General features: G+C 51.2%; 13 protein-coding genes and 1 tRNA gene. 9 read left to right on the top strand and 5 right to left on the bottom strand.

Translation table 11 applies throughout. The annotated features are described in order from the left end of the window. Positions 1–218 precede the first annotated feature (218 nt). From AC2215_RS03280 to AC2215_RS03265, 4 genes are all read left to right on the top strand, one after another. A complete protein-coding gene (locus tag AC2215_RS03280) occupies positions 219–1,205 on the top strand; it encodes a glycosyltransferase family 2 protein (RefSeq protein WP_486808521.1) in 987 nt (328 codons plus the stop codon). Between the two features lie 65 nt (positions 1,206–1,270). Next, entirely contained in the window at positions 1,271–1,882 is a 612-nt protein-coding gene (locus AC2215_RS03275; RefSeq protein WP_486808520.1) for a hypothetical protein, read from the top strand. 642 nt (positions 1,883–2,524) lie between these two features. Further along, complete coding sequence (gene xth, locus AC2215_RS03270; RefSeq protein WP_486808519.1) at positions 2,525–3,316, top strand: exodeoxyribonuclease III; 792 nt, start codon at positions 2,525–2,527, stop codon at positions 3,314–3,316. Between the two features lie 176 nt (positions 3,317–3,492). Further along, positions 3,493–4,383 (top strand): SDR family oxidoreductase, encoded by an 891-nt coding sequence (locus tag AC2215_RS03265; RefSeq protein ID WP_486808518.1) that lies wholly within the window; start codon positions 3,493–3,495, stop codon positions 4,381–4,383. A gap of 100 nt (positions 4,384–4,483) precedes the next feature. Here AC2215_RS03265 and AC2215_RS03260 read toward each other — a convergent pair whose 3' ends face one another. The 3 genes from AC2215_RS03260 to lipA all read right to left on the bottom strand — a co-directional run bounded on the left by AC2215_RS03260 (position 4,484) and on the right by lipA (position 7,908). Then, positions 4,484–5,164: a tetratricopeptide repeat protein gene (locus tag AC2215_RS03260; protein ID WP_486808517.1), complete on the bottom strand. Its 681-nt coding sequence runs from the start codon at positions 5,162–5,164 to the stop codon at positions 4,484–4,486. A gap of 153 nt (positions 5,165–5,317) precedes the next feature. Next, positions 5,318–6,574 carry an RNA polymerase sigma factor SigC gene (gene sigC / locus AC2215_RS03255; RefSeq protein ID WP_486808516.1) on the bottom strand — a complete coding sequence of 419 codons (1,257 nt, stop codon included), beginning with the start codon at positions 6,572–6,574 and terminating at the stop codon, positions 5,318–5,320. A gap of 440 nt (positions 6,575–7,014) precedes the next feature. Beyond that, a complete protein-coding gene (gene lipA / locus AC2215_RS03250) occupies positions 7,015–7,908 on the bottom strand; it encodes a lipoyl synthase (RefSeq protein WP_486808525.1) in 894 nt (297 codons plus the stop codon). 77 nt (positions 7,909–7,985) lie between these two features. On the opposite strand from lipA, the gene AC2215_RS03245 reads away from it, so the two are divergent. The 4 genes from AC2215_RS03245 to AC2215_RS03230 all read left to right on the top strand — a co-directional run bounded on the left by AC2215_RS03245 (position 7,986) and on the right by AC2215_RS03230 (position 10,677). After that, positions 7,986–8,059, top strand: a tRNA-Pro gene (locus AC2215_RS03245). A gap of 150 nt (positions 8,060–8,209) precedes the next feature. Next, entirely contained in the window at positions 8,210–8,938 is a 729-nt protein-coding gene (pyrH, locus tag AC2215_RS03240; RefSeq protein WP_486808524.1) for a UMP kinase, read from the top strand. After that, complete coding sequence (gene frr / locus AC2215_RS03235; RefSeq protein WP_486808515.1) at positions 8,925–9,473, top strand: ribosome recycling factor; 549 nt, start codon at positions 8,925–8,927, stop codon at positions 9,471–9,473. Before pyrH ends, frr begins: the two co-directional genes overlap by 14 nt. Before the next feature lie 94 nt (positions 9,474–9,567). Beyond that, a complete protein-coding gene (locus AC2215_RS03230) occupies positions 9,568–10,677 on the top strand; it encodes a geranylgeranyl reductase family protein (protein ID WP_486808514.1) in 1,110 nt (369 codons plus the stop codon). Positions 10,678–10,785: 108 nt separating this feature from the next. Here the strand turns inward: AC2215_RS03230 and AC2215_RS03225 are convergent, their stop codons facing one another. Both AC2215_RS03225 and AC2215_RS03220 read right to left on the bottom strand, forming a co-directional pair. Further along, positions 10,786–11,571: a metal ABC transporter ATP-binding protein gene (locus AC2215_RS03225; protein WP_486808513.1), complete on the bottom strand. Its 786-nt coding sequence runs from the start codon at positions 11,569–11,571 to the stop codon at positions 10,786–10,788. A 269-nt stretch (positions 11,572–11,840) separates the two neighbouring features. Further along, positions 11,841–12,836 carry a metal ABC transporter substrate-binding protein gene (locus AC2215_RS03220; RefSeq protein WP_486808512.1) on the bottom strand — a complete coding sequence of 332 codons (996 nt, stop codon included), beginning with the start codon at positions 12,834–12,836 and terminating at the stop codon, positions 11,841–11,843. 372 nt (positions 12,837–13,208) lie between these two features. On the opposite strand from AC2215_RS03220, the gene AC2215_RS03215 reads away from it, so the two are divergent. Then, on the top strand, positions 13,209–14,477 hold the full coding sequence (locus AC2215_RS03215; RefSeq protein ID WP_486808511.1) for an FAD-dependent hydroxylase: 1,269 nt from the start codon (positions 13,209–13,211) through the stop codon (positions 14,475–14,477). The last annotated feature ends 376 nt before the right edge of the window (positions 14,478–14,853 follow it).

Here is a 14,853-nt window from a genome sequence, read left to right as displayed (position 1 = left end):
TGGCAAGCCTCTTGATGAGCGAAGCGATCGCACTGGCTACATCTGGTTGCTGGGGAGCAAAGTACTTCATCCCGATTCCCCATTCCCCATTCCCCATTCCCCGCCCTCACCGGAAACAGTCTTATCCAAAACTGACGTTAGATAGTAAACTCGGGGGCGATCGAAGTATTAACCTTCTGTTTACAATTCATTTGATATTGCCATCCCTGAGGGTACCGATGACGAAACTGATTATCCAAATTCCCTGCTTCAACGAAGAACGCACCCTTGGCGTAACGTTGGCAGCTTTACCGCGCCATTTACCGGGAATTGATGACATTGAATGGCTGATTATCGATGATGGGAGTCGCGATCGCACCGTGGAAGTCGCCCAAGCCAGTGGTGTCGATCGCATCGTCCGCGTCACGAAGAATCGAGGGTTAGCCAAAGCCTTCATGACGGGGTTAGAAGCTTCTCTAATTGCTGGTGCGGATATTATCGTCAATACTGATGCTGACAATCAATACTGTGCCGATGATATCCCCAAATTAATCGAACCTATCTTAGCGGGTCGGGCAGAAATTGTCATCGGCGCGCGACCGATCGAGGCGATCGAACATTTTTCGCCGTTCAAAAAATTACTGCAAAAAGGTGGCAGTTGGGTGGTGCGCCGGGTGAGCAATACCAACGTTGCCGACGCACCCAGCGGTTTTCGTGCTTTTAGCCGAGATGCGGCAATGCAACTGAACGTGTTTAACGAGTATACCTACACCCTCGAAACCATCATTCAAGCTGGACAAAAAGGGATGGCGATTACCTCCGTTCCCATTCGCACCAACGGCTACCTGCGTCCGTCGCGGCTGGTGAAAAGCATTCCCAGCTACCTCAAGCGATCGATTCTCACCATTCTGCGCATCTTCCTGACCTACAAACCCCTGCGCGCCTTTACCCTACTCGGCAGCGTTCCCTTTACCCTTGGGTTCGGCTTGGGGGTGCGATGGCTGATATTTTTCGTCCTCGGTAGCGATCGAACTCGTATTCCCAGCCTGATTTTAGCGGCCATTCTGATGTTAATCGGCTTTCAACTGTGGATTTTGGGATTGGTGGCAGAGTTGATGGGGGTGAATCGAAAACTCCTCGAAGATATCCAGTTACGCCTGCGTCGCGATCGCATCGAGAAACACATGAAAGCAGAATCCGAAAATGGAGTCAAAGGTAAAGGGTGAAAGGGTGAAGGGTAAAGGGGAAAAGCCATTAAACTATTGGTAATGGCGATCGAGTGCGTTTTCGGATGACAGAAGTATATAACACGCAGAAGTTGATCGAAATCTTGGAACGAGAGCGTCAAGCTTGCCTGAAGGGAGAACGGCTGAACCTAACTGCCACCCCTTTTATCGGTAACTCCGTCATCGATCGATGGCTGAAACCCGAAGGGGTGCAAAAGTTTACCGCCTATCAAGATTTCAAACTGACGATTCACCGGTATCAAGAAGAACACCAAGTTTCCGGCATTCTCTGGCGACAAATGGTTCTCAAGGGAGAAACCCTTTGCTATCCTCAAGTGGACGATCGCCTCCTGGCACTGCCGAAAGACATCGAAACTCTCAAAGGGGCAAAATCCTCGATCGTGTCTTTTTGGCAAGCGGTGACGGCGGATATGGATTTATATCTAAGCGTCAATAGTGGCAAAGATTATCAGCCGATTGTCGTGGAAGAAGCCCTAGCGATCGCCGATCGCACGGAATGGGCTAATCTGTGGAAGTGGGAAAAAGCCCAATTCTTGGAAGTCGTGTTGCAACTCGGCTGGGGACAACCCCACGAAGCGGCCTATCGACGCGGTTCTCTGGCTTCGGGAAGCGAGTACCTCCACGCGGTGAACTCCGGTCGGCTGCCCATCGGCTAATCGTCGATTGTTTCTCCCATCGCGTATCGTAGCTGCGATGTTACGGACGGGTGTTGGGGAGCGGTATTCGAGTGAAATGGAGACGCAAGGACGTATTTCTTTGCAAGTCTCTGATTTTCGTCAATCGCAATGCTCAAGTCTGTGAGGGCTAATTCTGAATCTCAAGTCCCCTGTGTAACGTCAGTTCGGGATCGGACAGTTTCGGGTGAAGGTGGGGAATGGGGAATGGAGTTTTCCTCCTTAACCGAGAGACGATTCACTCCGGTATGGTGTGCCGGGTCTGAGTGTGTTTCCCCAGATACTCTCGAATCGCCAGACCCCTCGAACTTCGCCCAGATTCACGATTTCCGGCTGCGGCTTAACCCGAATTTACGTTTTGTAAGGAATCCTGAATCTCAAGTCCCCCTTTTTAAGGAATTCTGAATCTCAAGTCCCCCTTTTTAAGGAACCCTGAATCTCAAGTCCCCCTTTTTAAGGGGGATTTAGGGGGATCGTCCGTACCTCATCCATTAGAAAAATACTATACACATCCTTAATTCGATCGAGGCGTCCCGATTTTCGTCTCAACCTGACTGCCGATAGCTGACCGCACGAATGCTGATATCATAACCGATTGTTATTCGATTCCGGATTTGTTACTGAATGAAAATTGCCACCTGGAACGTCAACTCGATTCGCACTCGTCAAGATATCGTCGTCGATTGGTTACAGCAAACGCAAGTCGATGTTTTATGCCTGCAAGAAACCAAAGTCGTTGACGAACTTTTTCCCAAAGCACCCTTCGAAAATATCGGCTATCACGTCTATATTTCCGGTCAAAAAGCCTATAACGGCGTTGCAATTTTTAGCCGTTCTCCACTACAAGATATTTGCCTCGGATTCACTCCTATTTTAGGTGAAGAATTGGTGGGAGAGTTCGATATTCAAAAACGATTAATTGCTGGAACTTTCGAGGGAATTCGGATTATTAGTACCTACGTACCCAATGGTAGCAGCATCGATAGCGATAAATATCAATACAAATTGCACTGGCTGGAACTGTTACGGCAATATCTCGACAAGCAGATTGACAAAGAAACGAGTTTATGCATCTGCGGAGATTTTAATATTGTCCCCGACGATCGAGATATTCACACCCCCACCACCCCAAAAGACAAAGTTGTGGGCACGACACCCCCGGAACGCCAAGCCCTCAAGGAGATTCTCGACCTCGGACTCACGGATGCCTTTCGTCAGTTTACCCAGGAAGGGGGGATTTATAGCTGGTGGGACTACCGGGCGGCTGCCTTTCGCCGCAATCGGGGATGGCGCATCGACCATCATTATCTCACGCCGGCATTATCCAAACGAGCGATCGCCTGTACCATCGATGTTGCCCCCCGCAAGCTACCCAAACCCAGCGACCACACCCCCGTTATCGTCGAGTTATCATAACTTCTATCTCACACCGGCATTATCCAAACGAGCGCGATCGCACCCCTGTTATCGTCGAGTTAGCATAACCTCTTGGTAATATTGATACATCGCGATGTAAGCCAACGACCAATCAAATCTACAGTGCAAAGTATGGTGCAAATCATGATGCGATCGCCCCACACCCAGGTATTTAAATGTTTTTAGTCACAGGGGCAACCGGCGGATTGGGCCGCCGAATTATTCGCATTCTGCGCGATCGCGACGAACCCGCAACGGCATTCGTGCGCCTCACCTCTCGCTACGGGGAGTTGGAACAGCGCGGCGCAAAGATTTGTATCGGCGATTTGCGCCGGGATAAAGATATTCGCAAAGCCTGTCAGGGCGTGCGTTACATCATCAGCGCCCATGGTTCCACCGAAGCCACTGGCGATGCTCAAGAACTCGACTACCGCGCCAATGTCGAACTCATCGATCGCGCTTTGGAAACGGGGGTGGAGCATTTCGTGTTTATTTCCGTTTTGGGGGCCGATCGCGGTTACGAAGATTCTCCCTCGTTTAAAGCCAAGCGGGAAGTGGAAAAATACCTCAAAGCCAGCGACTTGAACTATACCATTCTCCGGCCGTCCGGCTTTGCTTCCAACCTGCTACCGCTGGCCCAACGGTTCCAACTTACCGGAGTTTACGTCCTCATCGGCGATCCCCAAACTCGCAGTTCGATCGTCAGTACCGACGATTTGGCGAAAATTGCCGTGGAGTCGGTGGCAGTGGCGGGGGCAAAAAACCAGGTAATACCTGTCGGTGGCCCGGAAATCCTCAGTCGGGAGGATATCCCCAAGATTTTCAGCCGCATTTTCAACCGAGAACCGATGTTGCTCAATCCGCCTCTGTCTTTGCTGGATGGAGTGCGCAGCAGTATTGGGTTGGTGAACCCAGAATGGCAGAAGTCGTTGGGGAATTTGCGGGTGTTGCTGGCGAACGAGTTTTTCTGCACGCCGGAGGAAATCGATCGGTTGCAAACGCTGTTTAATATGAAGATGGAATCTCTCGAATGTTTCGTTCGTCGTTATTTGGTGACGGGAAATTAGGAGAATGAAAAATTAAAAATGCAAAATTAAAAATTGCAGTTGTAGTTGTAGGGTGGGCAGTTTTGCAGTCGCCATTACGGTTAGGACACTTTGACCCATCTTACTGAAGTCTTTCTCCCCCTGCTCCCCCTGCTCCCTCCTTCCACTCGCGCTCGATTTTTTCGAGGTCTTTGACTGCGCCGAGTTTCTCAAACAGGTTGCGGGCGGTGGTGTAGTGCTGCTGGGCGAGGTCGGGGTTATTGCGCTTTCGTTCGAGTTGAAAGAGACGATAGTTCGTTTCGGCAACGTGCCAAGTCATGCCGAGGGTTTCCATTTTCTCCAGCGCATCTTTGAGTAAGGCTTCGGCTGAGTCGAGATTGCCCCGCCCCAGTTCGTTTTCGCCTAAACAGCCGATGGAAGTGGCCATCCCGGCGCGATCGCCGAGTTCTTCCCTCAGTTGCAAAGATTGGCGGAAGAGGATTTCGGCGGCTTCCCAGTTGCCCCGATTGCGTTGGATATCTCCCAAAACTTCCCAGACAGCAGCTATGCCCGAGCGATCGCCGAGTTCTTCGCGCAGTTGCAAAGATTGGCGGAATAGGGATTCGGCAGCCTCCCAGTTCCCCTGCTTGCGTTGGATATCTCCCAAGAGTCCAGTCAATTGAGCGATCGCACTGTCGCTCCCGTGACGTTGGGCTAAATGCAGTGCCTCTCGATAATACGCCTCTGCCTGCTGCCAATCCCCCCAATCTCGATACCGCGACCCCAATCGTGCCAGAGGGCAACAAGACGATCGCGATTCCACGCATCCAGAGGCATAATCGATATCGTTCGGGGTAAATTGAGCAATGAGTTTCCTACATTTAACAACTCATTCCCCCAACAATCCGGACAAAAAAACATCTGCTAAAGCCCAAATAGACCCTAGCAGATGGCAGTTGTTGAGTTTACGGAAATCTTAGGTTAGCGCTTCCAAGTAGTCGCGAACTTGATTGCGACGCTTCGGCTGGCGCAGCTTTTGTAACGCTTTGGCCTCAATCTGCCGGACGCGCTCGCGGGACAAATCCAACGCCCGACCGATTTCAGCCAGAGAATACGGATTGCCATCACCCAGGCCGTAGCGCAGGCGAATCACGTCCCGTTCCCGAGAACTGAGGTCGGCAAGCAGCTTGTGCAAGTCGCGCTGGAGAGATTCGCGCATGAGCAAATCTTCCGGAGAGATATCGTCGGTTTCGAGCAAGTCGCCGAGTTCGGTATCCTTTTCCTTACCCACTTTGGTATCGAGAGATACGGAGCGCGGCACTCGCAACAAGACTTCCCGCACCTGATCGGGGGTCATCTTCAATTCGCTGGCGATATCCTCCAGGGTCGGCGTGCGGCCCTGTTCTTGGGCAAACTTGCGTTGCGCTTTCTTGATTTTGTTGAGCTTTTCGGTGATGTGAACCGGCAGGCGAATCGTGCGGCTTTGGGTGGCAATGGCCCGCGTAATTCCCTGGCGAATCCACCAGTAAGCGTAGGTGCTGAAGCGATAGCCTCGGGTGGGGTCGAACTTTTCGACGGCCCGTTCGAGACCGATGGTTCCCTCTTGAATCAGATCGAGCAGTTCCAAGCCGCGCTTTTGATATTTCTTCGCCACCGACACCACTAAGCGCAGGTTGGCTTTAATCATGTGGGCTTTGGCTTGCTTGCCTTCGGTTTGAATCTTATCGAGTTCTTCGACGCTCAAACCCACCAGTTTCGCCCACTGGTGTTTGCCTTGAATCAGGGTTGGCTTGAGTTCGTTGAGGGCAACGCCGCCTTCTCGGGCCCATCGCTCTAGGGAAGGTCGGTGTCCCAACTGGGAGGTGAGGCGATCGCGCGCTTCAACCAGGTTCACGCAGCGCCCGAGCAGTTCGTCGCCGTCTTCGGCTGCCTGAGCGCGAACTTCTAGCAAGCTGACGTACTGCTGAACTCTTTGTGCTTCAGAAACTTCTTCGTCCCGTCCGAGGAGATCGACTTTACCAATTTCTTGGAGGTACAAACGAACGAGATCGGTGGTGTTGCGCTTTGCCCGCGACGAGAGACTATCTGCTTCTGCGTATTCCACTTCCATTCCAGATTGTGGCAGAGTCGTCTGGGAGGTACTATCTTGAGTGGCGAGTTCTAAATCGTCAAAATTATTCGCATCCGGCTGACGATCGGATTCAACATCTTTAAAGAAAGAAGTTCCTGGCATAGTAATTTTCTCAATAGCTCCTGGAAAAAGGAGGCTGGGCTGAATGGACTGAGGATGGACTCAGGCTCGTTCTTCCCTAGGGTTGACGATCGGTACTCGAAACTGATATTTTATCAGTCACCGCTAGGTTGAAAAGCCTGCAAAAGAGCTGTCAAGATATCAATCGATACTGACAGTATTCCTTCACAGCTAGACTGGTGGCAGAAGTATTTGGACGTTTGTCGAGGCTTTTGCCTTCACTAATTACAGTATAAAATCACACAACCCCATGTTGAAGTGACTGGGGTCAATGTTCGGTGATGATTCTTGTCACAACCTTGGTGACCTTCGATCGCTGACAAAGGTCACTTGCCATTGTATTATATAAGCGCAGCGTTAAAAAATCGACCCGAAAAACCGAACCTCAACCGGAATTTAAGCGCGACGTTCGACGCTAAGTTCTACGGGCGAGGATACCGCTCCATCAAAGACCTCACCTGTTCGGCGTGATAAGAGCTGCGAGTGAGGGGAGAGGCGACCACCTGCAAAAATCCCAAAGATTCTCCCAACTGCTGCCACCGCGCGAATTGCTCTGGCGCGATGTATTCTTTGACCTGAAGGTGCTTTTGACTCGGCTGTAAGTACTGCCCGATGGTCACAATGTCGCAATTGACAGCTCGCAAGTCTTCGAGGACGCGATCGACTTCTTCAATGGTTTCTCCCAACCCCACCATAATCCCCGATTTGGTATAAACCCGAGGGGAAATGTCCCGACAGCGTTGGAGTAACTCTAAAGAGCGATCGTACTCCCCCTGGGGGCGAACCCGACGATACAGGCGCGGTACGGTTTCGGTATTGTGATTGAGGACTTCCGGTTCGGCGGCGAGAATTTCCGCGAGGGCGTTCGGGTTCCCGCACAAATCGGGAATCAGTACTTCAATGGTGGTTCCTTTAGATGCCGCGCGCACCGCTTCGATGCAACGGACGAATTGCGCAGCTCCCCCATCGGCCAAATCGTCGCGATTGACGGAGGTAATCACCACGTGATTGAGCCTCATCCGCCGCACCGCTTCCGCCAGGCGATCGGGTTCCGTGGGATCGAGGGCGGTTGGCTTTTTCTCGAAATCGATATCGCAGTAGGGACAAGCTCGGGTACAAGCCGGTCCCATAATCAGAAATGTGGCCGTTCCATTGTGGAAACACTCGCCGATATTGGGGCACGAGGCTTCCTCGCACACGGTATTGAGTCCCAAGTCCCGGAGGGTTTCTTTAACATTGCCGACGCGCTCCCACTGGGGCGCTTTAACTCGTAACCAACTAGGTTTCACGATCGCCTGCTGAAGTTGAGTGAGAATGACTGTGTAATATCCTAGCGGAATTCGCGCGGGTAAGGCGCGATCGTTTGATATAGTAGAAGAGCAAATACAATAAACGGGATGTAGCGCAGCTTGGTAGCGCACTTCGTTCGGGACGAAGGGGCCGCTGGTTCGAATCCAGTCATCCCGATTTGAAAAGAGGAAAAATCGTGACAGCAACACTGTACTAGCTTGGCGTGCAGCTTCTTCGAGGCTGAGTTTGCCATCGTGAAACTCCCCAAAAATGCCTCATGCTGCTATGTTAGGTTGGAGGCAAGTACAAGTCATTAATAGTGAGTGCATGGGGAGAGTTTACCAGCGAGTCCTGCTAAAGCTGAGCGGTGAAGCCTTGATGGGCAATCTAGGCTACGGTATCGATCCCGTTGTCGTGCAAGACATCGCTCAAGAGATCGCTCAAGTAGCAGCGACCGGAACCCAGGTGGCGATTGTCGTGGGCGGTGGCAATATCTTTCGAGGCGTGAAGGCAGCTTCTGCGGGCATGGATCGGGCAACGGCAGATTATATCGGCATGATTGCGACGGTGATGAACGCCATGACCCTTCAGGACGCGCTCGAACAAATAGACGTCCCCACTCGCGTCCAGACGGCGATCGCCATGCAAGAGGTTGCCGAACCCTATATCCGCCGCAAAGCCATCCGCCACCTAGAAAGAGAGAGAGTCGTAATATTTGGGGCCGGCTCGGGCAATCCCTTTTTTACCACGGATACCACAGCAGCACTGCGAGCGGCGGAAATTGATGCCGAGGTGATTTTCAAAGGGACGAAGGTTGATGGCATCTACGACAGCGATCCCAAAACCAATCCCGAAGCTCGTCGGTACCAAACCCTTACCTACAGTCACGTTTTAACTCACGATCTGCGGGTGATGGATAGTACGGCGATCGCCTTGTGTAAAGAAAACGATATTCCGATTATTGTATTTAACCTATCCGTTCGCGGTAATATTTGTCGAGCGGTCAACGGAGAATCTGTAGGAACGATTGTGGGAGGTTCTTGTGAAGTTAGCTGAAGCCGAAGCGTCGATGAAAAAGGCTGTAGAAGCCACGCAACGGGCGTTTAACACTATCCGCACGGGGCGGGCGAAGACTTCCCTCCTCGATCGGGTGATGGTCGATTATTACAATACCCCAACACCCTTAAAGAGTTTGGCAATCATCAGCACGCCGGATTCTTCAACCATTACCATTCAACCCTACGATCCCGGCAGCCTCAACCTGGTCGAAAAAGCCCTGCTGACCTCCGATCTCGGGCTGACTCCCAGCAATGACGGCTCGATCGTGCGCCTCAACATTCCCCCGCTGACAAGCGAACGCCGCCAAGAACTGGTTAAACTCGCCAGTAAGTTTGCAGAAGAAGGGAAAGTCTCCGTGCGCAATATTCGCCGAGATGCGATCGACAGCGTTCGCAAGCAGGAGAAAAACAGCGACATCTCAGAAGATGAATCGCGAGACCTCCAAGGTGATATCCAAAAGGCAACGGATAAGTATATTGCTCAAATTGAGAAAATCCTGGGAGAAAAAGAAAAAGAGATAACGACGGTTTGAAATCCCCTGGGGTCATCTGCCATATTGGAGTCGGGGATGCTGTTGGAACGACCAACCGCGAATTCGTAATTTTTCATCATTTAATTTTTTAACGATGTACGATTGCATTATTGTCGGCTCAGGCCCAGCTGGCGCAACGGCTGCATATCATCTCGCTGCCCGAGGACATTCGGTCCTGATTTTAGAAAAGGCATCCTTGCCGCGATATCGCCCCTCTGGTGGGGCACTTTCTCCGGCGATCGCCCAATGGTTCGACTTCGATTTAGCGCCGACGATTTCCATGAAAGTCGATCGAGTTCGCTACACCCTCAAAAATAAAGACCCGGTAGAAGTCAAACTCGAAACCGCCGAACCGATGTGGATGGTGAAGCGCGACACCTTCGATCGCTTTTTGGTTCAACAAGCCCAAGATAAAGGAGCCGAACTTCGCGATAACACCACGGTGACGGGAATCGAATTCAAAGGCGATGGCTGGCAGGTCAATACCACCGGCGAAGCGGTCATGGGTCGATATCTCATCGGTGCCGACGGTCCCACCGGATCGATGGCAAAGTGGCTCAAACTCAAGCCGGCTAAAACTCGATCGGCCGCCGCTTTAGAAATTCCCGCTTCAAACCCCGACCCCGCCATTGGCTTCGAGATGGGTTTAGTCAAAAATGGCTTTATTTGGAACTTCCCCAAAGCCGATGGCTATTCCCTCGGTGCGGCAACGATGCTCGGAGGCGATTCCAAAAAACTCCCGAGTATTCTCTCCGACTACGCTGGGAAAATCGGATTGGATGTAAAATCCGGTCAATCCTACGAGCATTCTGTGACCTTGTGGGATGGCGATCGCACCCTACACAGCCAAAATGCCCTGTTAGCCGGAGATGCGGCTGGCGTGGCCGACCCGTTTACCGCAGAAGGCATTCGACCGTCAATCTATACCGGCGTGAAAGCAGCGGAGGCGATTTCAAGTGCCCTCAAAGGTCAAAGCAACGCTCTCGCCGAATACACCCAAATTATTAAAGACACTTGGGGGACGGAGATGGCTTGGGCCGGACGGCTAGCCGGGGCATTTTACCGCTTCCCCGGAATCGGTTACAGAGTTGGCGTGAAGCAGCCGATTGCCACTCAACTGATGCTGAAAATTCTCTGCGGGGAAGACCAGTATTCTCGATTGGTGGGTCGCGCAACTAAACGTCTGACGGGCGGATTGTTTTAAAGGCTAATTCTTTCGTCACTGTTCGACGAGATGAAGCGGGCGATCGATCGCCCGCTTTGTTTTAGTGAAAAAGGAGAAAAACGATCGCCCAGTCTTCGTTGTCAATTGTCAATTGTCCATTGTCCATTGCTGAGAACGACGAGTCGCCGCAACTGGTAAACCCCCAAACGTCATCGCCAGATTTTCTTCGGTAAATACATCTTCCGTCGTTCCGGTGGCGAGAATGGTTTGATTGAGCAAAATCACCCGATCGCAAAATGTGGAAATCGATGCCAAATCGTGAGTAGAAACCAAAATCGTATGACCGGCATCTCGCAGTTGCAGCAGTAAATCGATAATGCTCTTCTCCGTTTTCACATCCACGCCAGTAAAGGGTTCGTCGAGTAACATCACTTGACCCTCTTGAGCCAAGGCCCGCGCCAGAAACGCCCGTTTTTTCTGCCCCCCGGAGAGTTCGCCAATTTGACGATCGCAAAAATCTGTCATCCCCACCCGCGCCAGACTTTCCATCACCAAACGACGATCTTTTGCTGAGGGAATTCGCAGCAGATTCATGTAACCGTAGCGTCCCATCATCACCACATCCCACACGCTGACGGGGAAGTTCCAATCCACTTCATCGGCTTGGGGAACGTAAGCCACTAATTGTTGTTTTTGCGCCTTGCGGATAGGTAACCCATGAATGCTCACCTGCCCCTGCTTGGGTTCGAGAAATCCCATAATCGATTTAAACAAGGTGGATTTACCGCCCCCATTCGGGCCGACTAAGCCGGTAATTTTGCCCGGTTGAACGTTGCAACTGGCATCGTATAGAGCGAGGCGAGCGTTGTTGTAGGTGACACTGATGTTATCGACGGTAATTCCAGAAGTTGGGGCGATCGTTTGAGTCATCATGGCGGTGGGGATGGTGGGTTGGATGATGGAAAACCTTCTGTTTCACAAGTAATAAGTTGAAAGTAATAAGTAATAAGTTTGACAATAGCTTCAGATCGGAGGATTCAAAAAATGAATTGGGTCTAAGTCGTTTCTTCACGAATTCAGAAGTTCATCTACCGTTTTCGCGCGTCGCTTAACCTACACGACTTATCACTTATCACTTATCACTTATCACTTATTACTTATTACTTATTACTTATTACTTAAGCCCGCTGGGCTTTGGTGACTTAGGGTTCGTTGGCAGTACTCCCGGCTAAAAGACCGTTGCTAATCGTGCGGGCATCGTATTCGAGTAAATCGAGAAAGGTGGGCACCGGGCCATCTTCCGTGGAGAGGGAATCGACGTAGAGATTGCCCCCGAAACGAGCGCCCGTGGCTTTGGCAACTTCCTCCTGACCTTCGCTACTGACGGTACTTTCACAAAAAACCGTGGGCACGGAATTGGCTTTTACTTCTTCGATAACTCCTTGAATCTGTTTGGGAGTCGATTGCTGTTCGGCGTTGATGGGCCACATATAAATCTCTTCGAGGTTGTAATCGCGCGCCAGGTAAGAAAATGCCCCCTCGCAACTCACCAGATAGCGTTGGTTTACCGGCAAGCGTTCTAAGTCTGCCTGGAGTTCGGTATCGATCGCTTTGAGTTGTTCGCTGTAGGCTGCGGCGTTGGCGTTATAAGTTTCTGCGTTGTCTCGATCGAGTTCGACGAAGGCTTTGCGAATATTCTCGACGTAAATTAAGGCATTGCGCGGCGACATCCAAGCGTGGGGGTTGGGCTTGTCCTGGTAGGGGCCCTCGGCAATGGGAATCGGTTCGATCCCGGCGGTTAAAATCGCGGCTGGAACGTCGCTTAAGTTGTTGTAGAATGGCTCGAACCAGCGCTCTAGATTCATGCCGTTGTAGAGAATCAGGTCGGCATCTTCAGCTTTGGTTAAATCGCTCGGTGTGGGTTCGTATCCGTGAATTTCTGCCCCAATCCGAGTAATGGATTCGACGATGAGTTTGTCTCCGGCCACGTTACGGGCCATATCCGCGAGGATGGTAAAGGTGGTAATGACTTTCTTTTTGCCCTCAGAATCTGTTGGAGTCGTTTGGGTTGCGGCTTCTGTACTCTTGTCGCCCGGTGGGGAACTCTCCGGATTCGTCCCCGTACAACTCCCCAGCCACAGTGCCAAAATAATGCTAGAAGCGATCGCCCAAACTCTCGAAGGTAAAGGTTTTGTCATCTATTGCTCCCGATCTGGTGACCCCGTATCTTAATAGTGTTGGTGAAATTGTGAAAACAACGTCGAAACGGTGGGTGTAAAAATGCTCCCAACTCGAAGCCTCAGTCGGGACAGAATATCCTCTGGGTTCGTAAAGGTTGGCTGAGAAGTTACTCGATTGTTTTTGTTTTCATAATTATCTCATTTTCATTTTTCTCTCATAATTGAAGGAATGCCAGGAACTGTAATATTTCTTAAAATTGAAGAGCGTTCGTTCCAGGCGATGACCTTTGCCCCATTCACCCGATCCGATCGCTAAGAAATGCGGAACAATATACAGTAAACGTAATAATAAAAGTAATAATACTTAATCAAATTCACAAACAACGATTCATGCCCCTAGAGCAACTTTCGCCATCGAACTCACCTCAATCGGCAACTCAACCCCAACCGCAGGACTCCTCCGCGTTTGATTTCGATATCACGATCGTCGGTGGCGGGGTTGTCGGTACCACCCTTGCCTGTGCATTGAAAGATTCGGGATTGAAAGTAGGTTTAATCGATGCCCTTTCTCCCAGTGAAGCTGCTGCCCGACAACAAGTGTATGCCGTTTCCTTGCTCTCGGGGCGCATTCTCGAAGGAATCGGAGTTTGGGACAAAATATTGCCGAGAATTACCACGTTTCGTAATATATCCCTCACCGATTCCGATCGGGCGGAAGTAATGTTCGCCCCGACGGATTTAAATCTCGATCGCCTCGGTTACGTCGCAGAGCATACGCCCTTACTCACGGAATTACAAGCCTTTTTAGCCTCCACGGAAAACGTTAGCTGTTTGTGTCCCGCCCAGGTGATTGGCGTAGAATACCAAGACGATGGAGCGAGCGTCGAAATAAAAACAGAAGATACAACTCAAAAACTTCGGACTCGATTGCTGGTGGCTGCAGATGGCTCGAAATCCCGAGTGCGAGAGGCTGCAGGCATTCCTACTCGCGGCTGGAAATACTGGCAATCGTGCATCACCCTCAAGGTGAAACCCGAAAAATCCCACAATAACGTTGCCTACGAGCGGTTTTGGCCCAGCGGTCCGTTTGCCATTTTGCCCCTCACGGATAACCGATGCAATATCGTCTGGACGGCCCCTCACGAAGAGGCGAAAGCCTTGGCAGCCCTGGATGACGATCGCTTTTTAGAAGAGTTGCACCGTCGCTACGGCGATCGCATGGGACGAGTTTCCATTGCCAGCCCCCGCTTTGTCTTCCCAGTTCAATTGATGCAAAGCGATCGTTACGTTCGATCGCGCTTGGCACTGGTGGGAGATGCGGCCCACTGCTGCCATCCCGTCGGCGGACAGGGTTTGAATTTGGGGATTCGGGATGCAGCGGCCCTGGCGCAAGTGTTGAAAACAGCGTCGCATAAAGGAGAAGATATCGGCGACGTGCGGGTGCTGCAACGCTACGAACGCTGGCGTAAATGGGAAAACTTGGTTATCCTCGGGTTTACGGATTTCCTCGATCGAATGTTTTCCAATGCTTGGTTGCCGCTAGTTGCCCTGCGACGGCTGGGTTTGTGGGTGATGCGCAGGATTTTTCCCGTCAAACATTTGGCACTGCGCTTGATGACGGGGTTACTCGGGAGAACTCCGGAGTTAGCGCAACGATAGAGCAAGCGTTATCGCCGTCAGCACTCAGCATTCAGCATTCCGACCCAACTTTTTCAGATGCGAGCCATCGGCAATCGCTCATCCATCGTGGATCGGGGCAATCGAGTGCCTCAATATCTGAAATCCTTGGTTTTTGTCGATCTCCGATTGCCATGGGTTATGGGGCAAAGACCGATCGAGTCACAGAACTTCGATCGGTCTTTGCAATAGCACAATTTGTGTCATGATTTTTTGACTTTAGGAGTCGAGCAAAAGGTCGATCGGCAATTCTTAGTGTCATGATTTACTGACATTACGATCCCCGTTTTGCCCGTAACTTCGTAAATCCTTGCCAAATCAGTCTTTCACCCCCCCTCGATCCCGAAAAGATTTTATG

It is taken from the genome of Zarconia sp., from assembly GCF_057467645.1.
Note: the sequence above shows the minus strand (reverse complement) of the source record. Positions and strands in the feature narration are given on the sequence as shown.